Origin of the sequence: Duganella aceris (assembly GCF_011090165.1) — a bacterium.
GTDB lineage: Bacteria > Pseudomonadota > Gammaproteobacteria > Burkholderiales > Burkholderiaceae_D > Rugamonas > Rugamonas aceris.
This window is the reverse complement of the sequence record NZ_JAADJT010000002.1, coordinates 243,258-268,026: the sequence shown is the minus strand read 5'-3', so window position 1 is coordinate 268,026 and position 24,769 is coordinate 243,258. Positions and strand designations below refer to the sequence as shown.

Here is a 24,769-nt window from a genome sequence, read left to right as displayed (position 1 = left end):
CCAATGTCGCGCGGCATCGGGCATTAGGATGACGGGGCGCCTCGTCTACCTCAGCCATGCAGGAGAAAACATTGGTCTCAACCGCCCGCCGCCGCCCTTGGTTCGCTCGTATCCTGTTCGCCGCCTGCGCCTTGTTGGCGTCGACCTGCATGGCGCAGGAGCGAATGTATGTGATGTCGAGCTTCACCGCCGGCGCGCGGAATGCGCTCAGCCTGTTCGCCTCCACCGACGGCGCCAGCTTCACCACGCTGGCATCGGAAACCTACGCCGTAGCGCGCGGCCAGCTGCGCGATCCGTCGATCATCCGCCATGGCGACGGCTACTACTACGTGGTCTACACCAGCGCCGACCACGGCGCCGAGTTCGGCATCACGCGCTCGAAGGATCTGACGCATTGGGAGCCGATGCGCGCGGTGGCGATCGGCCTGCCGGGCGTGTCCGGCACCCGCGCGCCGGAATGGCTGCGCGACCGCGACGGCAGCCTCAAGGTGGTGGTCTCGCTGTCGACCGGCGGCGCCTTCAGTCCTCACATCATCGCGCCGAACGCGGACTTCAGCCAGTGGTCCGCAGCCCAGCCGATGCAAGGCCTGCTTGGCTATCTTGACACCGTGGTGGTCGCGAGCGCCGATGGTTACAAAGCCCTGGCCGCGAACCAGAAAACCGGCTTCATCGAACTGGCCAGCGCCACTTCGCTGGCCGGGCCGTGGACGCTGACGCGCCGCGACGACTGGGCCCGCTGGGGGCAGGGGCGGCGCGGCCAGACGCTGGTCAAGCTGCCGCAAGGCTGGCGCGTCTACTTCGCCGACGCCGACGGCCGCCATGCCTGGTACTCGGATGGCGACGACGCCCTCGGCGGCTGGACGCCGCGCAGCCCGGTCGGCGGCGTCTCCGGCGTGGCCGGTCACTTCACCGTCATCGCGGACGCGCGGCAAGACTTCATCGCCGCGACCAAACCCAAGGGTGTGCCGAAGAAGGTCGGCTGGGACCAGCATTCGCTCAGCATCGACGGCAAGCGCGTCATGGTCTGGTCGGGCGAGATCCATCCATTCCGGCTGCCGAACCCTTCGCTGTGGCGCGACGTGATGCAGAAGATGAAGGCGTCCGGCTTCAACGGCGTCGCCTTCTATTTCGACTGGGGCTACCACTCGCCGGCGCCCGGCGTGTATGACTTCTCCGGCGTGCGCAACGTCGAGCGGGCGTTGCGGATCGCGGAGGAAGAGGGCATGTACATCATCGCCCGCGCCGGCCCCTACATCAACGCCGAGCTGACCGGCGGCGGCTATCCCGGCTGGATGTTCCGCAACCGCGCCGAGGCGCGCACCGACGATCCGGTGTATTCGAACGCGGCCGACGAGTGGATGACGCAGATTAACGCCATCATTGCGCGGCACCAGATCACCACCGGCGGCGGCAACGTCATCGCCTATCAACTGGAAAACGAACTCGGCAAGGTGGAGCCGAAACATGTGCGTCATATGGAGCACCTGGCGCGCAAGGCCCGCGCCGACGGCATCAGCGTGCCGTTCTTCCACAATGCGGCCGGCCGTTTGCCGGACTGGACGCCGGCGGCTTCAAGCGCGCCGTGGGCCAACCAGGGCCCGACCGATCTGTATGCGTTCGATGGTTATCCGGGCGGACCGTGCAATGTGTTCGCCGACCCGTCCGGTCCCAACCGCGCCGGCGACTGGGGCATGTACGGCAAGCCGGCGCCGAAGGCCGGCGCCTTGACCTCGCCGGCGACGCCGGGCTTCGCCGCCGAACTGGGCGGCGGCTGGTTCGACTATTGGGGATCGAACGGCACCTATGGCTGCACCGCGCAGCGGCAGGGCAAGGGCTACCAGCGCGTGTTCTACGGCACCAACCTGATCAACCGCATCAGCATCCACAATATCTACATGACCTTCGGCGGCACGTCGTGGGGCTGGATGGCGGGGCCGGTGGTCTACACTTCCTACGACTACGGCGCCGCGATCTCCGAGGACCGTGGACTGCGCGAGAAAGCCTACGCGCTCAAGCAGCAAGGCATGTTCGTCCAGGCGGCGGAGCAGGCGCTGGCCGAGATGGACAAGGGGCCCGAGCTGAAGGGCAGCAACGACCGCATCAAGCTCTATCACAACGTCAACCCGAAGTCGGGCACGCACATCCTGTTCGCGGTGCACAATCCGTCCGATGCGTTGACCGACGAGCGCGGCAGCTTCGAGCTGTCGACCAGGGACGGCGTGTATCGTGTCCCGGTGCGGGTCAACGGCCAGGACGGCAAGCTGTTGCTGGCTTCCTACGCGCTGGAGCGCAATCATCTGGTGTATTCCAGCTCCGAATTGCAAACGCATTTCCGTGACGACGGGCGCGACATCGCGCTGCTGCACGGCCGCGACAATGAGGAGGGCGAGACCGTGCTGCGCTACGCCGCCGCGCCGACCGTCGAGGTGCTGTCCGGCCGGGTGGACTCGGCGTTCGATGCCGCCAAGGGCGATCTCAAACTGACCTATATTCATGACGGCCTGGCGCGCGTGCGCATCAGCGGCGGCGGGCGGGCGCCGTTGCTGCTGTTGCTGGCGGACGAAAAGACCAGCTTCAATATGTGGCGCCAGGACACGGCGCGCGGCGCGGTATTGCAAATGACGCCCGCGCTGGTGCGCTCCGCGCGCTACGAAGGCGACCGGCTGGCGCTGACCGGCGATACCAGCCAGGACGCCGTGCTGGAAGTCTGGGGCGCGGCGGCCGGCGCGGCGGTCAGCTTCAACGGCGAGGCGCTGGCCTTGACCGCGCAGGCCGACGGCAGCCTCAAAACCGGTGCGGTGCGGGGGCCGGACGCGATCCGCCTGCCGGACCTGGCGGCGCTGCGCTGGAGCCGCAAGATGGACAGCCCGGAAGCGCAGCCCGGCTTCGACGATGCCGCCTGGATCAAGGCCGATGGCCGCGAATCGGCCGCGCAAACCTGGACCGGCCCGGAGCGCGGCCAGCCGACGCTGAGCATGAGCGACTACGGTTTCCACCATGGCGACGTCTGGTATCGCGGCCGCTTCAAGCTGTCCGGCGTCAAGGCGAATCGGCTGGAACTGTTTTACGGCGGCGGTGGCGCCGGCATGATCCAGGCCTGGATCGATGGCCGCTTCCTCGGCCAGAACGAGCTGGACACCGGCCGCTCGTTTCCCGAAACGACCGACAGCGTCAAGTTCGCCCTCGGCGATCTGACGCAGGGCGAGCACCTGATCTCGGTCATGGTGCGCAACAACTCGCACAACTGGAACCTGATGGCCGACGACTATCACAAGGAAGCGCGCGGCCTGATTTCGGCCTCGCTGAGCTCGCGCGGCGGCGCCCGTTTCGCGGTGCCGATCGCATGGCGCATCCAGGGCAACCTGGGCGGCGAGAGCATCGCCGACATGACGCGCGGGCCGATGAACAACGGCGGCCTTTACGGCGAACGCGAAGGCTGGCATCTGCCCGGCCCGCTGCAAGGCTGGACTGCGGCGAAGACCACCGACGCGCCACCCGCCGCCGGCACCTATTGGCTGCGCACCAGCTTCGAGCTCGACCTGCCGAAGGGCCACGATGTGCAACTCGGCCTGGCGTTCGGCGACACCAGCCAGCCGCGCTCCGATCGTGACACGCGCGCGCTCATCTTCATCAACGGCTGGAACATGGGCCAGTTCGCCTCGAACATCGGGCCACAACGCACGTTCATCCTGCCGCCCGGCATCCTCAACCCCAACGGCCCGAACACCATCGCGCTGGCGGTGACGACCGATGGCAAGCCGGGCAACGCGCTGGAGCCGGTCAAGCTGGTCAACCTGCGCACGGTGCGCGGCGGCGTGCCGCTGGAGATCATGGACGCGTCCAGCCTTGCAGGCGCAAAATAAGGGGTATATACTCGCTTCCATGAAAACCTTCTGCTACAACACCGCGCTGCGCAGCGCCGCGCGGCAGATCACCGCCCGTTACGACGCCGCCGTCGGCACCGCCGGCATCGGTTCGGCCCAGTTCACGCTGCTGAAAACGCTGGCTGCCCACGAACCGCTGGCGCTGACCGAGCTGGGCGCGCGGTTGCGCCTTGACCGCTCCACCATCGGACGCAATGTGCGCGTGCTGGAAAAAGCCGGACTGTTGACATTGGGAGATGGCAGCGATGGCCGCGAAACCGCCGTAGCGCTGACCGCGCAGGGGCAGTCGGTGCTGGCCGCCGCCGCGCCGCTGTGGGAGCAGGCGCAGCAGGAACTGGAAGAACGACTGGGCAAAGAGGGCAGCGCCAGCCTGCGCGCGCTGCTCCAGAACCTGGAAGGCGACGCGGCAGGCTGAGGCGCTTATTTCAGCATCAGCGCCGCCACTTGTTGCGGCGCGTCCAGCTGAACCCAATGGCCGGCCGGCAGCTTGTGCAACTGGCCGTTTTGCAGGTGGGACAGGATATCTTCCGCGACGCCGGTGTTCAGATAGGGATCGGTCTCGCCCCAGATCAATTGAACCGGAACCTGTAGCGCCCGCACCTCGTCCCGGCGCAGCGTGTTGCGCGCCTCTTCGGCGAACAGCTGGCCGGTCATCTGCGCGAACGCCGGGCCCGAGCTCGGTTGGTTGCGGAAATTGCCGTCGATCAGCGGGCCGAGGAAGTTGACATACAAGTCCTTCTGCGATTCGTTCAGGCCCTCCTGGAATTTATCGCGCTGGAAGTTCAGCACCCAGGCGAATTGCTGCGGCGTTTGCAGGATCTTGCCGGTCAGCGCTTTCAGTTCCGGGGTCGCGAACAGCTGGATCAGTTCGGGATGCTTAAGGGTGGGAGCTTCGCCGTACAGCGCGTTCAGCACCACCACGCCGGCGACATGCTGCGGATAATCGACCGCGTAGTTCAGGGCCGCCGGACCGGACGAGTCGTGCGCGACCGGAATGATTTTATCCAGATGCAGCGCCTGCACCACGGCGTGCAGGTCGCCCACCTGCTGCGCGAAGCTGTAGCGGGCGCCGGCCGGCTTGTCCGATGCGCCGAAGCCGAGGAAGTCGAAGGTCACGACGCGGCGGCCGCCGGCCACCAGATGCGGCACCAGTTCGTCATAGATATGCAGATTGTCGGGGAAGCCGTGCATCATCACGAACGCCGGGCCGCTGCCCGCGTAGTCGCGCACATAGATGTTGCCTTGGCCGCGATCGACGCGGTGTTCTTCAAAGTGTGGATGGTTGCTCATGATCGTTACCTTTCAATGTATGGGTATATGCCCGCAATGAAACGAGTATATGCCCGTAAAATTCCGATTGCAAGCGGTTTTTCATCGGTATCGCTATTTTTAGCGTCCGTGTACAATCTAATCTGGCCGACAACCCTAGGAGCGCAGATGACCGAGCAATCTTTCCGTAATCCACGAAACGGCATGAATATCGGCTATGTCAGTCGGGGCGAGGGGCAGCTGGTTGTTTTCGTCCACGGCTTTCCCGATACCTACCGGGGCTTCCTCCCGGTGCTCGATCTGGTGGCGGGAGCCGGTTATCGGGCGGTGGCGATGGCGCTGCGCGGCTACGCGCCGTCCGACCTGGCGCGCGACGGCGACTACCGCGTCGAGGCGTCGGCGCAGGACGTGATCGATCTCGCGGACGGCCTGGGCGCCGAGCAGTTTTCGGTGGTCGGACACGACTGGGGCGCCGTGACCGGCTACGCCGCCGCCAATCTGGCGCCGCAGCGGGTGCGGCGGCTGATCACGGCGGCGGTGCCGCACACCGGCCACTTCCTGCTGAGCATGGGACCGCGCCAGATCAAGCGCTCGCTGTATATGCTGGGTTTCCAGGTGCCTGTGCTGCCGGAGGCCAAGATCGTCAACAACGACTTCGCCTGGCTGGAGTCGCTGATACACGGCTGGTCGCCGGCGTGGCGTTTCGGCGAAAAAGAAATGCGGCCGCTCAAGCAAAACTATCTGGAGCCCGGGCGCCTCAAGGCCGCGCTGTCGTGGTATCGCCAACTGCCGCGCAGCATCGCTAGTCCCTTGTCGCGCCGGCTGATTTTTTCCGCCGTGAGCGTGCCCACCAGAATCATCTACGGCGTGCAGGACGGCTGCATCGGGCCGGAAATGTTCGCCGGCCAGGAAAAACGCTTCAGCAACGGCCTGGATCTGGTCCCGTTGAGCGACGCCGGACATTTCATGCAGTGGGAGCAACCCGAGAAATTCGCGCAACTGGTCATCGACTTCCTTGAACCGCCGGCAGGAAAATCATAATTAGAGTACCATTAAGCTCTAAATTGAGGTGTACGAGGAGCCCAGCATGAAAAAGTCAAAGGCCGACACGGCGGAAACCCGGTTGCGCATTATTTCCATCGCGTCGAATTTGTTTCTGACCAAGGGGCTGGCGGATACCGGCATCTCCGACGTCATGTCGGCGGCCGGATTGACGCAGGGCGGTTTCTACCGCCATTTCGAATCCAAGGATCAATTGGTCGCTGAAGCGAACCGCGCCGCCAACGAGGAGCTGTTCCGCTTCTACAGCGAGGCGATCCAGGGCATGGCGCCGGCGCAGGCCATCGAAACCATCGTGCACCTGTACCTGAACCAGGCCTGCGGGCCGGGCGCGCTGTGTCCACTCGCCAATCTCGGCAGCGAGCTGCGCCATGCCGATGCGCATATCCGCGAGGTGGCGATGGAAGGCCGCCTGCAGCTGATGGAAGTCATGGCCGCAATGGCGCAGCGTCTCGGCATCGCGGAGCCGCACGGCGTCGCCGATGCGATCGTGTCCGCCGCGGTGGGGGCGGTGACGCTGTCGCAGCTGATCGACGACCCGGTCGGCGCCCAGTCCATCCGCGATCACGCGCAGGACGCGGTCGCCCTGCTGCTGGCCAGCGCGCCGAAGCGGCCGCAGGAGCTGGCGGCCTGAGCCGCTCCGGTTATTTCTTCAGGCTGCGGATGCGCGCCGACGGATTGGTGATGTCGGTCAGACGGATGCCGAACTTGTCGTTGACCACCACCACCTCGCCCTGTGCGATCAGGCATTCGTTAATCAGCACGTCCATCGGTTCGCCGGCCAGCCCGTCCAGTTCGATGACGCTGCCTTGAGTCAACTGCAAGATGCTGCGCAGGGTGATGCTGGTGCGCCCCAGTTCGACGCTGAGCCTGACGGGAATATCCTGGATCACGCTGAGATCGTTGGACTCGGCCTCCTGACGCGCCGCGCCGCGCGGCCTGTCGAACGAGGTGAACGCGGCCGATTCGGCATTGCCGATGTCGGCGGGCGTGAACGGGGCGGGGCGCATGGCGCTTACTCCGCCGGCGGGCCGAGCCCGGAATTGAAATGCACTTCCGATGGACTCAACAGACGGCCGTCGCCGGCCTGGATCAGCAGCGGCTTCAGTGGCTGCATGTTCGCCGCATCCAGCGGCACCAACGCGACCTCGCCCGGCTTGAACACGTGGTCGCTGCTCCATTGTCCCAGCGCGATCAGCACCGGCACCAGGTCGCGGCCTTTTTGCGTCAGCAGATATTCCTGATAGGCGCTGCCGTCGGAGGCCGGCGCCGTCTCCAGAATGCCTTGCGCCACCAGGGTTTTCAGGCGCGTGGTCAGGATGTTCTTGGCGGCGCCGAGGCTGCGCTGGAATTCGCCGAAGCGGCGCAGGCCGCCCAGCGCGTCGCGCACGATCAGCAGGGTCCACCAGTCGCCGAGGATATCCAGCGAGCGCGCGACCGCGCATTGTTCGCCTTCCAGACTTGTTCGTTTCATTTCGCTCTCCTTCACAAATTGCAGATGCGGATCCGATGGTAGCACAAAACTGGTTTACATATTAAACCAGTTCGACTACACTCCAACTAGTTTAATTATGAAACCACTTAATCCCGAAGGAGAAAACAATGTCAGCCGTTCTAGAAACCGCAGTAAAAGAGGGGGGCGCCATCAGCCGCACGTCATGGCTCGGCGTGCTGGCGATCGCGTTCGGCGCGTTCGCCATGGTGTTTGCCGAGTTGCTGCCGGTGGGGTTGCTGTCCGGCATCAGCCGCGATTTGCGGGTGCAGGAGGGCACGGCCGGCATGATCGTCTCGATCACCGCGCTGCTGGCCTTCATCGCCGCCCCGGCCACCGCGCTGGCGGCGGGCCGCATGGATCGCCGGCTGGTGCTGATCGGCCTGACCTTGCTGACCATCGTGTCGAGCGTGATCTCGGCGCTGGCGCCCAACTTCATCGTGCTGTTCGCGGCGCGCGTGGTGCTCGGCGTCGGCCTCGGCGGCTTCTGGGCGGTGGCGGTGCCCGCCGCCGCGCGGCTGGTGCCGGCCGACAAGGCGCACGTGTCGTCGACCGCCGTCATGAGTGGCATTTCGATCGCCGCCGTGCTGGCGGTGCCGGCCGGTTCGATGATCGGCGGCTATTTCGACTGGCGCGTCGCCTTCATCGTCGCCACCGTGATCCCGGTCATCGTGCTGGTGCTGCAGATGATTTATCTGCCCAAAATCGTCATGGACGACCACGTCGGCATCAGCGACCTGACCGGCGTGCTGAAGTCGCCGCGCAACGCCGCCGCGCTGGTGGTGCTGGCTTGCGCCGTGGCCGGCCAGTACGCCGGCTATACCTATATCGCGCCCTACCTGTCGCAAGTGACGCAGATCGAGACCAAGCTGCTGAGCACCTTGCTGTTCGTGTATGGCCTGTTCAGCATCGGCGGCAATTTCCTCGGCGGCGGTCTGGCCGCGCGCAGCCGTCACGGCACGGTGCTGGGCAATATGACGGTGTTCCTGCTGGCGCTGCTGGCCTTGTCGGCGTTCGGCGCCAACCTGTGGATCGCCTCGATCAGCCTGCTGGTGTGGGCCGTGGTCTGGGGCGTGGTGCCGGTCAGCACGCAGCTGTGGATTTTCGGCGGCGCCAGGGACAAGCCGGAAGCGCTGGGCGCGGTGGTGGTGGCGGTGTTCCAGGCGGCGATTTCGCTGGGCTCCTTCGTCGGCGGCCTTGCGGTCAACAGCGTCAGCGTGCACAGCGCGATGTGGCTGGGCGCGATCATCGTCGCGCTGGGTATCGCAATGGTGGTCGTGGTCGGCCGGATCGACCAGCGTGGCAGCCATGCTGACGCTTGACGTCACCATCGAGGGCGCGGCCGGGCCGCTGACGGCGCGGCTGTACGGCGCGCCGGCGGGCCGGGCCCGCTTTCCGCGTCTGCACGGCAAGCCGTCGGCCGCCGCGCAACATGAGCGCCTGCTGGTGTTCTTTCACGGTGGCGAGCTGGACGCTGACGACAGCCGGCTGCGCCGGTTGGCCGAGTCCGATCCCGGCCTGATGATCCTGGCGCCGGACTATTCGCTGGCGCCCTCGATGCCGGCGGCTGCCGATCAGGCCTACGCGGTGCTGAGGTGGGCCGCGCGGCGGCGCCTGCGCATCGGCTGGAGCGGGGCGGAATTGCTGGTGGCCGGCGTTGGCGCCGATGCCGCCCTGCGCTCGGTCGACGGCCTGATCCAGCGCGACCGCGCCGGCCCGGCCATCGCCGGCCGGATCCTGATGCCGGCCGAAGACGAACTTTTTCAAGAAATAAGGCTTGCCAATTTTAGCGTTTATATGTAATCTAAAGTTAGTGGTTAATAGAACTCTATAAACCGGCCGGATCGGCCGACCAACATATCCCGAAAGTACATCATGAATAACAAAGCGCACTACGTGAAGAAACTGGTCGGTCCGCTGGCGGCGGCAGTCGCGGCCGCAGGCATTTTCAGCGTCGGACTGTCCGGCTGCGACAGCCAGGCCAAGGAAGCGAGCGCCCCATCGGGCGCGCCGATCTCGGCCGCCGCCGTGGTCGAACAGACGATCACCGAAACCCAGGAATTCTCCGGCCGTATGGAAGCCATCGAGCACGTCGAGGTGCGCGCCCGCGTCGGCGGCTTCATCACTTCGGTCAACGTCACACCGGGCGGCATCGTCAAGAAGGGCGATGTGCTGTTCGTCATCGACCCGCGTCCGTTCCAGGCCGAGGCCAACCGCGCCGAAGCGGCGGCGGCCGCCGCCCGCGCCAAGGTGGAGCTGGCCAAGATCGAACTGGTCCGCGCAGAAAAACTGTTCGCGGAAAAAGCCATCGCCCAGCGCGAGCTGGACGCCAGCACCTCCGGCTTCAAGGAGCTGGACGCCAACGCCCGCGCCGCCGAGGCGCAGGCCGAGAACGCGCGCCTGAACCTGAGCTACACCCGCGTCACCTCGCCGATCGACGGCCGCGTCGGCAAGGCCGAGATCACCATCGGCAACCTGATCGACCCGAGCGCGATGCTGACCACCGTGGTGTCCGACGATAAGATCTACGCCAGCTTCGACGGTGACGAAGACACGCTGTTGCGCGTCGGCGAAGCGGTGCATAAAGGCCAGAAGATCAATGTCCACGTCGGCCTGGCCAACGAGACCGGCTACCCGCATGAAGGCAAGCTGGAGTTCGTCGACAACCAGCTCGACACCCAGACCGGCGCGGTGCGCATGCGCGCCGTGTTCGCCAACCCGGACAAAAAGCTGGTGCCCGGCCTGTTCGCCCGCGTGCAGCTGCAAGGCGGCGCCATCGGCGGCGAGAAAACCCAGGTGGTGCTGATCAACGACCGCGCCATCGGCACCGACCAGAGGCGCAAATTCGTCTATATCGTTTCCGCCGATAACAAGGCCGAGTACCGCCTGGTCACGCTCGGCCCTGCGGTCGACGGCCTGCGCGTGGTGCGCGACGGCCTGAAGCCGGGCGAAAAAATCGTCGTCAACGGCTTGCAGCGCGTGCACCAGGGCGCGCCGCTGGCGCCGCACATGGTCGGCATGGACTTCGATCCGAACGCGCCGGAAGCCGACAGCAAGACCGCCACATCCGCCGATGTCAAGGCCGCCACGCCAACCAAGGCGTAATCGATCATGAACTTTTCGCGCTTCTTCATCGACAAGCCGATCTTCGCGGCGGTGTTGTCGATCATCATATTCGTCGCCGGACTGATCGCCATCTTCCAGCTGCCGGTGGCCGAATATCCAGACGTGGTGCCGCCTTCGGTGGTGGTGCGCGCCCAGTATCCGGGCGCCAATCCGAAAGTGATCGCCGAAACCGTGGCCACGCCGCTGGAACAGCAGATCAACGGCGTCGACAACATGCTGTACATGTCGTCGCAATCGACCGCCGACGGCAACCTGATGCTGACCGTCACCTTCAAGATCGGCACCAAGGTCTCGCAGGCCGAGACCGATGTGCAGAACCGCGTGCAACGCGCCTTGCCGCGCCTGCCGGAGGAGGTGCGCCAGATCGGCGTCACCACCGTCAAGTCGTCGCCGAGCCTGACCATGGTGGTGCACCTGACTTCGCCCGACGGCAAGTATGACGACCAATACCTGCGCAACTACGCGCTGCTCAATGTCAAGGACCAGCTGGACCGCATTCCCGGCATGGGCACGGCGCAGCTGAACGGTTCCGGCGACTATGCGATGCGCATCTGGCTCGACCCGGTCAAGATCGCGGCGCGCAACATGACCACCGCCGACGTCACCACCGCCATCCGCGAGCAGAACGTGCAAGTGGCCGGCGGCACCATCGGCGCCTCGCCGTCGAAGGGCAGCCAGTTCCAGCTGACGGTCAGCACCCAGGGCCGTCTGCAAAGCACCGAGGAGTTCGGCAACATCATCGTGCGCACCAACGCCGACGGCGCCTTGACCCGGCTGCGCGACGTCGCCCGCATCGAACTGGGCGTCGACGCCTACAACCTGCGCGCCCGCCTCGACAACAAGCCGGCGGTCGCCATCGTCATCTTCGAAGCGCCGAACGCCAACGCGCTGCAAATGGCGGCCGACGTGCGCACCACCATGGAAACGCTGAAGAAGGACTTCCCGCCCGGCCTGGAATACAGCATCGTCTACGACACCACCCAGTTCGTCCACGAATCGATCAACGCCGTGATCCACACGCTGCTGGAAGCCATCGCGCTGGTGGTGCTGGTGGTGATCATCTTCCTGCAAACCTGGCGCGCCTCGCTGATTCCGCTGCTGGCGGTGCCGGTGTCGATCGTCGGCACCTTCGCCGTGATGCTGGGCTTCGGCTTCTCGATCAACACCCTGTCGCTGTTCGGGCTGGTGCTGGCGATCGGCATCGTGGTCGATGACGCCATCGTGGTGGTGGAGAACGTCGAACGCAACATCGCCTCCGGCCTGACGCCGCGTGAAGCCACGGTGCAAGCGATGAAGGAAGTCAGCGGTCCGATCATCGCCATCGCATTGGTGCTGTGCGCCGTGTTCGTGCCGATCGCCTTCGTGCCCGGCCTGTCCGGCCAGTTCTACAAACAGTTCGCGCTGACCATCGCGATTTCGACCGTGATCTCGGCTTTCAGTTCGCTGACGCTGGCTCCGGCCCTGGCCGCCGCGCTGCTCAAACCGCACCACGCGCCGAAAGATGCTTTGACCCGTCTGATCGACAAGCTGTTCGGCCGCTTCTTCACCGTGTTCAACAACTTCTTCGGCCGTTCGTCGATCCGTTATGAACGCGGCGTCAAAGGCACGCTGCGCCGCAAGACCGTCGCTGTAGCGGTGTATGCGCTGCTGGCGGTGTCCGCCGGCCTGATGTTCAAGCTGGTGCCTTCCGGTTTCGTGCCGTTGCAGGACAAGGGCTACCTGATCGACATCGCGCAGCTGCCGGATGCCGCGTCGCTGGACCGTACCGACGGCGTCATCCACCGCATGGGCAAGATCGCCGCCGAAACCCCAGGCGTGCGCGCCGCCGTGCAGTTCCCAGGCCTGTCGGTGAACGACTTCACCGCATCGCCGAGCGCTGGCATCCAGTTCAGCCGCCTGAAGGACTTCGACCAGCGCGAAACGAAAGAATTGTCGGGGCTGGCCATCGCCGGTGAGCTGAACAAGCGCATGGGGGCGATCGAGGATGCATTCGTGCTGGTGGTGCCGCCGCCGCCGGTCAGCGGCCTCGGCACGCTGGGCGGCTTCAAGCTGATGATCGAAGATCGCGGCGCGCTGGGCTATGACGCGCTGTTCAAAGCGACGCAGGAATTGCAGAACCGTGCCCGTCAGGCGCCCGAGCTGGCTGGTGTGTTCTCCAGCTTCCAGATCAATGTGCCGCAGCTGTTCGCCGACATCGACCGCGACAAGGCCAAGCAGCTGGACGTGCCGCTGACCACCATCTACCAGACCTTGCAGGTCAATCTGGGTTCGGTGTATGTCAACGACTTCAACCAGTTCGGCCGCACTTATCAAGTCCGGGTCCAGGCCGATGCGCAGTTCCGCTCGCAGGCCGAAGACATCGCCAACCTGAAGGTCCGCACTAACAAGGGCGACATGGTACCGCTGTCCTCGCTGATGCGCGTCACTGACAGCTATGGTCCGGACCGCGTGCAGCGCTACAACGCCTACGTCGCCGCCGACCTGAATGGCGGCCCGGCGCCGGGCTACTCGTCCGGCCAGGCCAAGGCCGCGCTGGAAAAGTTGGCGCAGGAAGTGCTGCCGAAAGGCGTCGCCTACGAATGGACCGACCTGACCTATCAGGAAATCCTGGCCGGCAATACGATGTTCTATGTGTTCCCGCTCTGCGTGCTGCTGGTGTTCCTGGTGCTGGCGGCTCAGTATGAAAGCTGGACCCTGCCGCTGGCGGTGATCCTGATCGTGCCGATGTCCATCCTGTGCGCGCTGATCGGCGTCAAGCTGACCGGCGGCGACAACAACGTGTTCACGCAAATTGCCTTGTTCGTGCTGGTGGGGCTGGCGTCGAAGAACGCGATCCTGATCGTCGAATTCGCCCGCGAACTGGAAGACCATGGCCGTTCTATCGTTGAAGCCGCGCTGGAAGCGTCGCGTCTGCGTCTGCGTCCTATCCTGATGACCTCGATCGCTTTCATCATGGGCGTGCTGCCGCTGGTGTTCTCGCATGGTCCTGGTTCGGAAATGCGCCATGCGATGGGCGTGGCGGTGTTCGGCGGCATGCTGGGCGTGACCTTCTTCGGTCTGTTCCTGACGCCGGTGTTCTACGTGATGATGCGCAGCCTGGCCAAACGGCTGGAACGCAACAAGGCCGCGCCGCTGGCGGCGCCTGCAACCGAAGGGAGCCATTAATATGAAAACCGCTACTGTGCTGAAGCGCACCACGGCCTCGCTGCTGGTCGCCATCGCGCTGGCCGCCTGTGCCGCGCCGGAGTTCAAGCAGCCCGAGATGGCCGTCCCCGCGGCCTACAAGGAAAAGCCCGACGTGGTCACCGCCGCCGACGGCACGCAATGGAAGCAGGCGCGTCCCGCCGAAGCGCAGCAGCGCGGCGAGTGGTGGCTGGCCTTCAACGATCCGTCGTTGACCGCGCTGGTCAACGACGCGACCGCCAACAACGCCAACCTGGCGCAGGCGGCGGCGCGGCTGAAGCAGGCCCGCGCCATCGCCGGCATCGCCGAGGCCGATCGTATTCCGCAGGTCGGCGTCAATGTCGGCGCCCAGCGTAACCAGTCGTCGCCGACCTCGCTCGGCCTGCCGGCGGGTACGCCGGTGGCGCCGAGCACCAGCTACCAGGCGCACCTGACCGCCAGCTACGAGGTCGACCTGTTCGGCCGGGTGTCGTCCAACGTCAGCGCGGCCCGCTCGGACGCGGCGGCGAGCGAGGCGACTTACCGCTCGGTGCTGCTGTCCTTGCAGGCCGATGTGGCGCAGACCTATTTCCGCCTGCGCGCGACCGACGCCGAGTTGGACACGCTGGCGCGGTCGGTCGGCTTGCGCCAGCAAAGCCTTCAGGTGAACCAACGCCGTTTCGACCTTGGCGACATCGGCGAGTTCGACCTGTCGCGCGCCAGGACCGAGTTGTCGTCGGCGCGCGCCGAAGCGATCGGCCTGCAACGGCAGCGCGCCATCGACGAACATGCGCTGGCGGTATTGTTGGGCAAGCCGGCGGCGGACTTCAATGCGAGCGCGCGGCCGCTGGACGACATCGCCTCGCTGCCGCTGATTCCGGCCGGGCTGCCGTCGTCGCTGCTGGAGCGCCGGCCCGACGTGGTCAACGCCCAGCGCGCGATGGAGGCGGCCAACGCCGGCATCGGCGTGGCCCGCTCGGCGATGTTCCCGGCGCTGACGCTGAATGCGTCGGCGGGAGGCGCGGGCGGAAGTTTCGCCGATGTGTTTAAATGGAGCAGCCGTTCATGGCTGCTGGGCGCGTTGATGTCGATGCCGATCATCGACGGCGGCCGCAACAAGAACAACATCACGCGCAGCGAGGCGGTGCTGGAAGCGTCGGTGGCGGGCTACCGGCAACAGGTGCTGGTGGCGTTCGCCGAGGTCGAGGACAACCTGGCCGGCCTGCGCATCCTGGCGCAACAGGGGCGGCAGACCGACGACGCCGTGGTGTCGGCGCGCCGCTCCGCGCAACTGGCGCAGATGCTGTACGACGCCGGCCGCACCGGCTATCTCGATTTGCTGGAGGCACAGCGCAACCTGACCATCGTGGAGCGCAGCGCGGTGCAATTGCGCGGCGCGCGCGCGGTCACGACAGTGGCGCTGGTGCGCGCCCTCGGCGGCGGCTGGGATGATGCAACGACTACTTTAACCCAAGGAGCTCCATAAAATGCAAACGATAACCGGCGAACAATTGATCGGCGCGCACGCGGTGCGCGGCGTGGATACCCCATTCCGGGCGGTCGATCCGGCCACCGGCGCCGAACTGGCGCCGCAATTTGAAACCGCTTCCGCCGGGCATGTGGCGTTGGCCGCATCGCTGGCGTGGCAAGCGTTCGACGTGTATCGCGAGACCACGCTGGCGCAGCGCGCCGCCTTGCTGGAGGCGATCGCGCAGCACGTCGCCGAGCTGGGCGCGGTGCTGATCGACCGCGCCGTCGCCGAGACCGGCATTCCGCGCGGCCGGCTCGAAGGGGAACGCGACCGCACCGTCAACCAGCTGCGCCTGTTCGCCGGGGTGGTGCGCGACGGCCGCTGGCTGTCGGCGGCGATCGATACGGCCTTGCCGGCGCGGGTGCCGCCGCGTCCCGATCTGCGGCTGCGCAAGATCGCGCTCGGGCCGGTCGCGGTGTTCGGCGCGAGTAATTTCCCGCTGGCGTTCTCGGTGGCCGGCGGCGACACCGCCGCCGCGCTGGCGGCCGGCTGCCCGGTGATCGTCAAGGCGCATGGCGCGCATCCCGGCACCTCGGAACTGGTGGGGCGCGCGGTGCAGCGCGCCGTGGCCGATGCCGGCTTGCCGGAGGGCGTGTTCTCGATGCTGCAAGGCGATGGCCGCACGGTGGGGCTGGCGCTGGTCGAGCATCCGGCGATCAAGGCGGTGGCCTTCACCGGCTCGCGCCAAGGTGGAGTGGCGCTGATCAACGCGGCCGCGCGGCGCAAGGAGCCGATTCCGGTGTATGCGGAGATGAGCAGCACCAATCCGGTGTTCGTGCTGCCCGGCGCGCTGGCGGAGGGGCCGGAGGCGATCGCCACCGGCTTCATCGATTCGCTGATGCTGAGCTCCGGCCAGCTGTGCACCAATCCGGGCATGGTGATCGCCGTCGAAGGCGCGGCGCTGGATGCGTTCCGCGTGGCGGTGGTGACGGCGCTTGAGGCCAAGTCCAGCGGGCCGATGCTGACCGCCGGCATCCAGGCGGCCTACAACGCCGGCGTGGCGCAGCGCGGCGCGCTGGACGGCGTGCGGCTGCTGGCGCGCAGCGCGTGTGGCGCGTCGGTGTGCGACGGCCAGGCCGCGCTGTTCGAAACCGACGCCGCCAACTTCCTCGCCCATCACGAGCTGGAGGACGAGATCTTCGGCGCCAGTTCGCTGATCGTGCGCTGCCGCGATCTGGCCGAGCAGGTGGCGGTTGCCGAAAGCATCGAGGGCCAGCTGACGGCGACGATGTTCCTGGCGCAAAGCGATCACGCCATGGCGCGCACGCTGCTGCCGACGCTGGAACGCAAGGTGGGGCGCATCCTGGTCAACGGCTTCCCGACCGGCGTCGAAGTGTCGCACGCGATGGTGCACGGCGGGCCGTATCCGGCGACGTCGGACAGCCGCACCACCTCGGTCGGCGCCAGCGCCATCGACCGCTTCCTGCGCCCGGTCAGCTATCAGAATCTGCCGGCCGAGCTGCTGCCCGAGGCGCTACGGGAAGACAACCCGCTGGGCTTGTGGCGCGTGCGCGATGGCGCGCTGCGCCAGGAATAGCCGCTAGCGTTGCCGCGCCTCGCTGGGCGCATAACCGAAGTGCGCCTTGAAGGCGCGGCTGAACGCCGCGTCCGACGTGTAGCCGGTGCGTTGCGCCGCCTGCGTCACTTTCAGTCCGCCGGTGGCCAGCATGTCGGCCGCCAGCGTCAGCTTCCAGCGCTTGACGTAGTGCAGCGGCGCTTCGCCGACGCGCGCGGTGAAGCGCTCGGCGAAGATCGAGCGCGACATGGCGGCGATGCCGGCCAGTTCGTGCACGCTCCATGCGCGATAAGGATCGGCATGGATCGCGCTCAGCACGCGGCCGATGCGCTCCTCACCCAAGCCCCCCAGCCAGCTGCTCGGCGTCGCCTGATTGGCGGCCCAGGTGCGCAGCGTGCGGATCACCAGCAGGTCGATCAGGCGCGAAATCATCAGCGATGAACCCGGCTCGACCTCGTGCGATTCCTTGACCAGGAAGTGGGCGATGGCGTCCAGCCAGTCCGGCGTCTTGCCGGCTTCGCTGCGGATATGCACCACGATCGGCAGCGCCGCCATCACCGCCGCCAGCGAACCGCCCTCGAAGTTGAACAGGCCGCCGACGACGCGGGTGGCCGCGCCGTCGCCGCCGTAGTCGAGCACCGAGCGCGCGCGGTCGAAGTGCCGGTCAATGATGACATCGATGCCGACCTGCGGCGTGGCGGGATCATCGCAGATCAAATGGCCGGTGCCGTGCGGCAGCAGCAGCATGTCGCCCTGCTTGACGTGGATCGGCTCCGCGCCCGGCGTCCTGACCCAGGCCTCGCCGTGCTCGATGAAATGGAAATGCGCCGCGCCCTTGGCGAAGGCGATGCCCCACGGGCCGCGCAGATTGGCCGAGTACACCAGCTCGCCGCGCAGACGGATCAGCGTCAACACCTGCGACAGCACATCGGTGCGGGTCGCGGCCATGCCGTAATGGTTGTCGTTTTCCGGACGATCGGTCATGAACTGCGGTCTCCTTGATATGGCCGCTGCGGGCCATCGTCACTATCATTTGTCTGTGGTTTCAACGTATTTAAATCCCTCCAGGAGTATGACATGAAAGCAATTACCAGCATGATGGCGGCCTCCGCCGCCCTGATCACCGGCACCGCGATGGCTGCGGAAAAGCCGGCCATCGCCTTGGTTCACGGCGCGTTCGAGAACGTCCACGTGTGGGACGGCCTGTCCGCCAAACTGAGCGCCGACGGCTACCGCGTGATCGCCGTCGATTTGCCCGGCCGCGACACGTCGCCGATGGCACCGAACCAGGTCAGCCTCGATCTGTACCGCGACACCGTGCTGAAAGCCATCGCCGGCGAAAAGCGACCGGTGGTGCTGGTCGGCCACAGCTTCGGTGGTTTCCCGATCTCGGCCGCTGCCGAAGCCGCGCCGGAAAAAATCAAGACGCTGATTTATGTCGCTGCTTACCTGCCGCAAGACGGCGAATCGATGCTGGCGCTGGCCACCGGCGACCGCGATAGCAAAGCCGGTCCGCAACTGAAGATCGACGAAGCGCACGGCCTGGCCAGCGTCAATTACGCAGCCCGCGCCGACCTGTTCGCCAACGGCGCGCCGGAAGGCCTGCGCAAAGTGCTGCCGGACCTGATCCTCGACGAGCCGCTGGCGCCGATGGCGACGCCGCTGCACCTGACCGCCGCGCGCTACGGCAAGACCGACAAAGTCTATGTCCACACCGCGTTCGATCATGTCGTCAGCCCATGGCTGCAAGCGCGGATGGTGGCGGCGACGCCGGTGCGCGCCAGCTACACGCTGCAAACCGGCCACACGCCGTTCCTGACCGATGTGGCCGGCCTGGCCGCCGCGATCGAACAAGCCGCCCAATAATTTTGAACGAAAAAAAACGCCGCCCCCCGGATCGGGTGGCGGCGTTTTTACGTTAACCCTGGACGCCTGTCGCGCTCCAGCCGCCGCCTAGAGCCTTGTACAGGCCGATCCTGTTTTGCAGTTCTACCAGGCTGGTGCGGATGGTCTGCTGCTGTGCGGCGAACAGCGAGCGTTGCGCGTCCAGGTATTCCAGATAGCTGGACTGGCCGCCCTCGTAGCGCAGCTTGGCCAGGTCGTAGCGCACCTGCTCCGCGCCTTCCTGCGCCTTCACCGCGCGCAGTTCCTCGCCCAGCGTGGCGCGGCCGGCCAGCGCGTCCGCGACCTCGCGGAACGCGACCTGGATGGTCTTGTCGTACTGCGCCACGGCGATGTCGCGGTCGGCCTTGGCCACGCCGAGGTTGGCGCGGTTGCGGCCGCCGTCGAAGATCGGCAGCGAGATCTGCGGCAGGAAGCTCCAGGCGCGGGTGCCGGCGTCGAACAGGCCGGACAACTCGTTGCTCGACGAGCCGAAGGCGCCGGTCAGCGAGATGCGCGGGAAGAACGCGGCGCGCGCCACGCCGATGTTGGCGTTCGACGCGCGCAGCAGCGCTTCCTGGCTGCGGATGTCGGGCCGCGCCGCCAGCAGGCCGGACGGCAGACCGGCCGGCAGTTCGGCCATCACCTCGCTGTCCCAGCGCGCGCCCTGCGTCGGCAGCAGCTCCGCCGGCAGTGCGCGGCCGACCAGCACCGTCAATGCGTTCTCGTCGAGCGCACGCTGGCGCCGGTTCTGCGCCAGCGCGATCTTGGCCGCTTCCAGCAGCGATTCCGACTGGCGCAGATCGAACTCCGAACTGGCGCCTTGTTCGCGGAGCTGGATCTGCCGTTGGTGCGATTCGGTGCGGCTGTCGAGCGTTTGCCGGCTCAGCGCGAGCAGGCGTTCGTCGGCCAGCACCGCCTCGTAGACCGAGGCGACTTCGGCGATCAGGCTGATTTGCGCGGTGCGCTGCGCTTCCTCGGTGGCGGCGTAGCGTTCCAGCGCCGCCTGGCTCAGGTTGCGCACGCGGCCGAACAGATCCAGCTCGAACGCGGTGACGCCGAGGCCTGCGGTGTAGCTGCTCGACACGCCGCCGTTGCCGCCGGGCGCGAGCTGGTCCGGTACGCGCTGGCGGGCGCCGGACAAGCCGGCGTTCAGCGTCGGCAGCCGGTCGGCCGCCTGCACCTGGTACAGCGAGCGGGCGCGCTCGATGTTGAGGATGGCGACGCGCAGGTCGCGGTTGTGTTCCAGCGCCAGGCCGATGGCTTGTTTCAGCCGCTGGTCCTGGAAGAAGTCCTGCCAGCGGATGTCGTGCGCGGCGACCTCGGTCGTGGCGCCGGCGGCGGGGGCGACCGCGGTTGGCCAGTCGCCGCCGACCGGCAGCGCGGGACGTTCGTAGACCGGCGCCAGCGAGCAGGCAGACAGCAACAGGGCCGCAAGCACCAGCGGTACGGTTTTGAGTGGGTTGGCGGTTTTCATGCTGCTTCCTTTTCAATCAATGGGATGGTTTCGGTGGCGGCGGGCTTGCTGACCTTGAACCACAACGAGTACAGGGCCGGCAGGAACAACAGCGTCAGCAGGGTGCCGACACCGACGCCGCCGATCAAGACGTAGGCCAATGGACCCCAGAAGCTCGAATGGGTCAGCGGGATGAAGGCCAGCATCGCGGCGACGGCGGTCAGGATCACCGGACGCGCGCGGCGCACCGTCGATTCGACCACGGCTTCGTACTTGGTGGCGCCGTGGGCCAGGTCGTGCTGGATCTGGTCGACCAGGATCAGCGTGTTGCGCATCAGGATGCCGGCCAGGCCGATCAGGCCGAGGATGGCGGTGAAGCCGAACGGCTTGTTGAACAACAGCAGCGTCGGCACCGCGCCCACCAGGCCCAGCGGAGCGGTGGCGAATACCATCCACATGGTGGCGAACGAGCGCACCTGCAGCATGATCACCAGCAGCATCAGGATGATCATGATCGGGAACAGCTTGGCCAGTGCGACGTTGGCCTTGACGCTTTCCTCGACCGCGCCGCCGACGTCGATATGGTAGCCGGCCGGCAGGGCCGCCTTGATCGCGTCCAGCTTAGGCAGGATAGCCTTGGTCACGTCGGGAGGCTGCACGCCGTCGCGGACATCGGATTGCACGGCGATGAAGCTTTCGCGGTTGTAGCGTTTCAGGATCGAGTCCTCCATCCGGGTCTCCATATGGGTGACCTGGGACAGCGGGACGCTGGTGCCGCTGGCGGTGGTCAGCGTCAGGTTGCCGATGTCTTTCAGACCGGTGCCTTCGTTGCGCGGGCTGCGGATCACCACCTCCACCGAGCGCAGGCCTTCGCGGACCTGGGTCGATGGCAAGCCGTTGAGCAGCGCTTGCATCTGGTTGGCGGCGTCACGCGGGTTGAGGCCGACCTGACGCAGACGCTCCTGATCCAGCACCAGGTGTTGGGTTGGCGTCAGATTGCCCCAGTCCAGATGTGCGCCACGGGTATTGGGATTTTGTTCCATCACCGTGCGCACTTGTTCGGCGATGTTGCGCACCTGGCCGATGTCCGGGCCGGCGACGCGGAACAGGACAGGGTAGGGCACCGGTGGGCCGAAGACGAACTGCGTTGCGCGAACGCGGGCCTGCGGGAAACGGCCATCGGCGATCAGCTTCTGCACTTTCCCTTTCAGGACATTGCGCTCATGCGCATTCTCGGTCAGCACGATCATCTGGGCGTAGGCCGGATTCGGCAGCTCGGGATTGATCGTCAGCAGGAAGCGTGGCGTGCCTTGACCGACATAGCTCGAGACGTGTTTGGCTTCGGGTACCGTCTTCAATGCCGCTTCGATGTTGTGCACCACCGCATCGGTGGCGGCGAACGAGCTGCCCGGCGGCAGGTTGACTTCGATGGTCAGCTCCGGACGTTCGGAGTCCGGGAAGAACTGCTGCTGCACCGCGCCCATGCCCAGCACCGCAGCGATGAACACTGTGGCGGTGGTGGCGGCGGCGACCCACTTGTGGTCGACGCACCAACGGATCAGCTTGCGCAGGCGTTGGTAGTTCGGCGTGTTGTAGATCGCGTCGTGGCCGCCGGCCTTGACTGGAATTTCCGGCAGCAGCTTGACACCCAGGTAAGGGATGAAATACACCGCCACCACCCATGAGGTGATCAGCGAGAACGCCACCACCCAGAAGATGTTGCCTGCGTATTCGCCGGCGGTGGAGCGGGCGAAGCCGACCGGCAGGAAGCCGATGATGGTCAGCAGCGTACCCGACAGCATCGGCGCGGCGGTGGAGCTCCAGGCGTGCGTGGCGGCCGCGATGCGGTCCATGCCTTCTTCCATTTTCACCACCATCATTTCGATGGCGATGATGGCGTCGTCGACCAACAGGCCGAGCGACAGGATCAGCGCGCCCAGCGTGATGCGGTCGAAGTCGCGGCCGGTCGCCATCATGATGACGAATACCGCCGCCAGCGTCAGCGGCACGGCGGCGGCGACCACCAGGCCGACGCGGAAGCCCAGCGTCAGCAGGCTGACCACGATCACGACGGCCAGCGCGACGACGAACTTGATCATGAATTCATCGATCGAATCCTTGATCGCGCGGGATTGGTCGGACTCCAGCTTCAGTTCCAGGCCGGTTGGCAGCGTGGCGGTGATGCTTTTCTGTTCGGCAGCCAGCGCCTTGCCGAGATCGAGGCCGTTGTAGCGCTTCTTCATCACAATGGCCAGGTCCAGCGATGCTTCGCCCTGGTTGCGGATAACGAAGCTGGCGGGATCTTCGTAGCCGCGCTTGACGTCGGCCACGTCGCCCAGTTTCAGCGTGCGTTCGCCGGCGATGATCGGAACGGCCTTGATGGCTTCGACGCTGTTGACGGCGCCGTCGAGACGCAGCTGGACGCGGGGACCGCGAGTTTCAATGAAGCCGGCCGAGGTCACGTCGTTCTGCTTGCCCAGCGCGTCGATCACGTTCTGTGCCTTGATGCCGAGCGTGGCCAGGCGCTGGTGCGAAATCTCGACGAAGATCTTCTGCTGCTGCTCGCCGAGGATATTCACCTTTTGCACGCCAGGGACGCGCAGCAGACGCTGGCGCACGTCCTCCGCCTGCAATACCAGCTGGCGGTGCGGCAGCTGCTTGCCGGTCAACGAGAACAGCGCGAAATACACGTCGGAGTATTCGTCGTTGAGGATCGGCCCGACCACGCCGCGCGGCAGGTTGATGGCTTCGTCGCCCAGTTTTTTACGCACCTGGTAGAAGCTGTCCTCGACCGCCTGGGCGTTGGTGTCGTCCCTGAGGTACAACTTCATGATGGCGATGCCTGGGCGTGCGCTGGTTTCCACACGGTCGTAAGTTTCCAGTTCCTGCATGCGCTTTTCCAGGCGGTCGGCGACCTGGCGCTGCATCTCTTCGGCGGTGGCGCCCGGCCAGGAGGCGGTGACGGTCATGACCTTGACCACGTAGGTTGGATCTTCGGCGCGGCCGAGGCGGAAGAAGGCGAACGCGCCGGCGGCGACGATGGCGATGATCAGGAACAGTGTGATGGCGCGTTCGCGCACGCCGAACGCGGAGAGATTGAAGCCGCTCATGATCCGCTCCCGGTTTTGACTGGTGCCAGCAGTTCGACTTTTTGACCAGCTTTCAGCAGATGGCCGCCGAAGGCGACGGCACGTTCGCCTTGCGCCAGACCTTGCGAGAGACGCGCCTGCTCTTCGCCCAGCTGCGCGACCTTGACCGCGCGCAGGGTGACGGTGGAGGTCTTGCTGTCGATGACCCAGACGCCGGTGCCGCGCCCTTGGTCCACCAGCGCGCTGACCGGCACGCCGATCTGCGGCGAGGCGCCGCCGTCCATGCGCACGGTGACGGTGGCGCCCAGCGGGGCCTGGCCGGCGTCGCCGCCCAGCGTGTAACGGGCCAGGTAAGTGCGGGTTTGCGGATCGGCCACGGCGGCCAGTTCACGCAGCGTGGCGGGGACGGTTTGGCCGGCGTCGCTATACAGGGAGGCGGTGGCCGGACGCTTGGCCAGCGCCAGCGCGTTTTCGGGCAGGTACACCAGCGCCTCGCGGGCGCCTTGGCGGGCCAGCTTGACGATGGTCTGGCCGGCGGCGACCACCTGGCCAACGTCGGTCGGGACGTCAAGCACCACGCCGTCCATGTCGGCCACCAGCACCGAGTAGTCGCGCTGGTGGTCGGTCTGGCGGGCGCGGGCGCTTTCGGCGCGGGCCTGGGCGATGGCGGTGTCGGCGGCGGCCTTGGCTTGTTCGTAAGCTTGCGTCGAGACCGCGCCGGAGGCGAGCAGCTTGCGCAGACGGACCTCCTCGGCGACCGCCTGTACTTGCTTCGCTTGCGCCGCGTCGACGGCGGCGTGGGCGGCGCCGGCGGCCAGGTCGTAGTCGACCGGGTCGATGCGCATCAGCGGCTGGCCCTTGCGGACGGTCTGGCCGGGATCGACCAGGCGTTCGACGATCTTGCCGGCGACGCGGAAGCCGAGGTTGCTCTCGGTGCGGGCGTGGACCACGCCGGTAAAGGCGGACTGGCCGGACGCTGCCGCCTCGGCCGTGAACCAGGCGACCTTGGCCAGTGGCTCGGGCGGCGCGGCCGGATGGCTGCAGGCCGCCAGGCCCAGTAACAATGCGGCGCCGATGATGCTGCGGCGTGGCAGGGGGAAATGTATCGGTTTCATGTGCGGCCTCGAAGGTTGAGTTATTTAGAGTATGTGCAAGCGCTAAAAATAGATTACACAAATACTCTAAATCGCGCAAGTGCTTTTCGAAAAAATAGCGCTTGATCTTTTTAGAGTTCTAGTGCAATCTATATTTAGAGTTTTATGAAGCTCTAAATATGGATACTCCCACCAACCACCGAGGAATGA

General features: G+C 66.1%; 18 protein-coding genes. 11 read left to right on the top strand and 7 right to left on the bottom strand.

Annotated features, from left to right (window positions below; all coding sequences use genetic code 11):
• Nucleotides 1–71 precede the first annotated feature (71 nt).
• On the top strand, nt 72–3,863 hold the full coding sequence (locus tag GW587_RS05655; RefSeq protein WP_229259303.1) for a beta-galactosidase: 3,792 nt from the start codon (nt 72–74) through the stop codon (nt 3,861–3,863).
• A 19-nt stretch (nt 3,864–3,882) separates the two neighbouring features.
• Entirely contained in the window at nt 3,883–4,299 is a 417-nt protein-coding gene (locus GW587_RS05650; protein ID WP_166099728.1) for a MarR family winged helix-turn-helix transcriptional regulator, read from the top strand.
• A gap of 5 nt (nt 4,300–4,304) precedes the next feature.
• Here the strand turns inward: GW587_RS05650 and GW587_RS05645 are convergent, their stop codons facing one another.
• The gene (locus GW587_RS05645; protein ID WP_166099726.1) at nt 4,305–5,174 is read right to left on the bottom strand and encodes an alpha/beta fold hydrolase; all 870 of its coding nucleotides are present in this window, start codon (nt 5,172–5,174) and stop codon (nt 4,305–4,307) included.
• 147 nt (nt 5,175–5,321) lie between these two features.
• Between GW587_RS05645 and GW587_RS05640 the strand changes: the two genes are divergently transcribed.
• Nucleotides 5,322–6,194 carry an alpha/beta fold hydrolase gene (locus GW587_RS05640; RefSeq protein WP_166099724.1) on the top strand — a complete coding sequence of 291 codons (873 nt, stop codon included), beginning with the start codon at nt 5,322–5,324 and terminating at the stop codon, nt 6,192–6,194.
• 46 nt (nt 6,195–6,240) lie between these two features.
• The gene (locus GW587_RS05635; protein ID WP_166099722.1) at nt 6,241–6,846 is read left to right on the top strand and encodes a TetR/AcrR family transcriptional regulator; all 606 of its coding nucleotides are present in this window, start codon (nt 6,241–6,243) and stop codon (nt 6,844–6,846) included.
• Nucleotides 6,847–6,856: 10 nt separating this feature from the next.
• Here GW587_RS05635 and fliN read toward each other — a convergent pair whose 3' ends face one another.
• Both fliN and GW587_RS05625 read right to left on the bottom strand, forming a co-directional pair.
• Nucleotides 6,857–7,222, bottom strand: a complete 366-nt coding sequence (gene fliN / locus GW587_RS05630) for a flagellar motor switch protein FliN (RefSeq protein ID WP_166099720.1) — start codon at nt 7,220–7,222, stop codon at nt 6,857–6,859.
• A 5-nt stretch (nt 7,223–7,227) separates the two neighbouring features.
• Nucleotides 7,228–7,686: a winged helix-turn-helix transcriptional regulator gene (locus tag GW587_RS05625; protein WP_166099717.1), complete on the bottom strand. Its 459-nt coding sequence runs from the start codon at nt 7,684–7,686 to the stop codon at nt 7,228–7,230.
• 128 nt (nt 7,687–7,814) lie between these two features.
• Here GW587_RS05625 and GW587_RS05620 point away from each other — a divergent pair, with 128 nt between their 5' ends.
• From GW587_RS05620 to GW587_RS05595, 6 genes are all read left to right on the top strand, one after another.
• Nucleotides 7,815–9,026, top strand: a complete 1,212-nt coding sequence (locus tag GW587_RS05620) for an MFS transporter (protein ID WP_166099715.1) — start codon at nt 7,815–7,817, stop codon at nt 9,024–9,026.
• Nucleotides 9,013–9,507 carry an alpha/beta hydrolase fold domain-containing protein gene (locus tag GW587_RS05615; protein WP_229259330.1) on the top strand — a complete coding sequence of 165 codons (495 nt, stop codon included), beginning with the start codon at nt 9,013–9,015 and terminating at the stop codon, nt 9,505–9,507. The genes GW587_RS05620 and GW587_RS05615 overlap by 14 nt, the downstream gene beginning before the upstream one ends.
• Nucleotides 9,508–9,579: 72 nt before the next feature.
• Nucleotides 9,580–10,809 (top strand): efflux RND transporter periplasmic adaptor subunit, encoded by a 1,230-nt coding sequence (locus tag GW587_RS05610; protein ID WP_166099710.1) that lies wholly within the window; start codon nt 9,580–9,582, stop codon nt 10,807–10,809.
• A 6-nt stretch (nt 10,810–10,815) separates the two neighbouring features.
• Complete coding sequence (locus GW587_RS05605) at nt 10,816–13,995, top strand: efflux RND transporter permease subunit (protein ID WP_166099708.1); 3,180 nt, start codon at nt 10,816–10,818, stop codon at nt 13,993–13,995.
• Between the two features lies 1 nt (nt 13,996).
• Complete coding sequence (locus GW587_RS05600; RefSeq protein WP_166099705.1) at nt 13,997–15,478, top strand: efflux transporter outer membrane subunit; 1,482 nt, start codon at nt 13,997–13,999, stop codon at nt 15,476–15,478.
• 1 nt (nt 15,479) lies between these two features.
• A complete protein-coding gene (locus GW587_RS05595) occupies nt 15,480–17,060 on the top strand; it encodes an aldehyde dehydrogenase (NADP(+)) (RefSeq protein ID WP_166099703.1) in 1,581 nt (526 codons plus the stop codon).
• A 3-nt stretch (nt 17,061–17,063) separates the two neighbouring features.
• On the opposite strand, the gene GW587_RS05590 is transcribed toward GW587_RS05595, so the two are convergent.
• The gene (locus GW587_RS05590) at nt 17,064–18,023 is read right to left on the bottom strand and encodes an AraC family transcriptional regulator (protein ID WP_166099701.1); all 960 of its coding nucleotides are present in this window, start codon (nt 18,021–18,023) and stop codon (nt 17,064–17,066) included.
• A 93-nt stretch (nt 18,024–18,116) separates the two neighbouring features.
• Here GW587_RS05590 and GW587_RS05585 point away from each other — a divergent pair, with 93 nt between their 5' ends.
• Nucleotides 18,117–18,905: an alpha/beta fold hydrolase gene (locus GW587_RS05585; RefSeq protein WP_166099697.1), complete on the top strand. Its 789-nt coding sequence runs from the start codon at nt 18,117–18,119 to the stop codon at nt 18,903–18,905.
• A gap of 52 nt (nt 18,906–18,957) precedes the next feature.
• On the opposite strand, the gene GW587_RS05580 is transcribed toward GW587_RS05585, so the two are convergent.
• The 3 genes from GW587_RS05580 to GW587_RS05570 are packed head-to-tail and all read right to left on the bottom strand — an operon-like array spanning nt 18,958 to nt 24,580.
• Nucleotides 18,958–20,397 (bottom strand): efflux transporter outer membrane subunit, encoded by a 1,440-nt coding sequence (locus GW587_RS05580; protein ID WP_166099695.1) that lies wholly within the window; start codon nt 20,395–20,397, stop codon nt 18,958–18,960.
• Nucleotides 20,394–23,486, bottom strand: a complete 3,093-nt coding sequence (locus GW587_RS05575) for an efflux RND transporter permease subunit (protein ID WP_166099693.1) — start codon at nt 23,484–23,486, stop codon at nt 20,394–20,396. Before GW587_RS05575 ends, GW587_RS05580 begins: the two co-directional genes overlap by 4 nt.
• Nucleotides 23,483–24,580: an efflux RND transporter periplasmic adaptor subunit gene (locus GW587_RS05570; protein WP_166099691.1), complete on the bottom strand. Its 1,098-nt coding sequence runs from the start codon at nt 24,578–24,580 to the stop codon at nt 23,483–23,485. Before GW587_RS05570 ends, GW587_RS05575 begins: the two co-directional genes overlap by 4 nt.
• Nucleotides 24,581–24,769: the final 189 nt, after the last annotated feature.

What these genes read in the sequence shown, in the direction of transcription:
- GW587_RS05650 (WP_166099728.1), top strand. Translation starts at nt 3,883, where the DNA reads ATGAAAACCTTCTGCTACAACACCGCGCTGCGCAGCGCCGCGCGGCAG.
- GW587_RS05645 (WP_166099726.1), bottom strand. Translation starts at nt 5,174, where the DNA reads ATGAGCAACCATCCACACTTTGAAGAACACCGCGTCGATCGCGGCCAA.
- GW587_RS05640 (WP_166099724.1), top strand. Translation starts at nt 5,322, where the DNA reads ATGACCGAGCAATCTTTCCGTAATCCACGAAACGGCATGAATATCGGC.
- GW587_RS05635 (WP_166099722.1), top strand. Translation starts at nt 6,241, where the DNA reads ATGAAAAAGTCAAAGGCCGACACGGCGGAAACCCGGTTGCGCATTATT.
- fliN (WP_166099720.1), bottom strand. Translation starts at nt 7,222, where the DNA reads ATGCGCCCCGCCCCGTTCACGCCCGCCGACATCGGCAATGCCGAATCG.
- GW587_RS05625 (WP_166099717.1), bottom strand. Translation starts at nt 7,686, where the DNA reads ATGAAACGAACAAGTCTGGAAGGCGAACAATGCGCGGTCGCGCGCTCG.
- GW587_RS05620 (WP_166099715.1), top strand. Translation starts at nt 7,815, where the DNA reads ATGTCAGCCGTTCTAGAAACCGCAGTAAAAGAGGGGGGCGCCATCAGC.
- GW587_RS05615 (WP_229259330.1), top strand. Translation starts at nt 9,013, where the DNA reads ATGCTGACGCTTGACGTCACCATCGAGGGCGCGGCCGGGCCGCTGACG.
- GW587_RS05610 (WP_166099710.1), top strand. Translation starts at nt 9,580, where the DNA reads ATGAATAACAAAGCGCACTACGTGAAGAAACTGGTCGGTCCGCTGGCG.
- GW587_RS05605 (WP_166099708.1), top strand. Translation starts at nt 10,816, where the DNA reads ATGAACTTTTCGCGCTTCTTCATCGACAAGCCGATCTTCGCGGCGGTG.
- GW587_RS05600 (WP_166099705.1), top strand. Translation starts at nt 13,997, where the DNA reads ATGAAAACCGCTACTGTGCTGAAGCGCACCACGGCCTCGCTGCTGGTC.
- GW587_RS05595 (WP_166099703.1), top strand. Translation starts at nt 15,480, where the DNA reads ATGCAAACGATAACCGGCGAACAATTGATCGGCGCGCACGCGGTGCGC.
- GW587_RS05590 (WP_166099701.1), bottom strand. Translation starts at nt 18,023, where the DNA reads ATGACCGATCGTCCGGAAAACGACAACCATTACGGCATGGCCGCGACC.
- GW587_RS05585 (WP_166099697.1), top strand. Translation starts at nt 18,117, where the DNA reads ATGAAAGCAATTACCAGCATGATGGCGGCCTCCGCCGCCCTGATCACC.
- GW587_RS05580 (WP_166099695.1), bottom strand. Translation starts at nt 20,397, where the DNA reads ATGAAAACCGCCAACCCACTCAAAACCGTACCGCTGGTGCTTGCGGCC.
- GW587_RS05575 (WP_166099693.1), bottom strand. Translation starts at nt 23,486, where the DNA reads ATGAGCGGCTTCAATCTCTCCGCGTTCGGCGTGCGCGAACGCGCCATC.
- GW587_RS05570 (WP_166099691.1), bottom strand. Translation starts at nt 24,580, where the DNA reads ATGAAACCGATACATTTCCCCCTGCCACGCCGCAGCATCATCGGCGCC.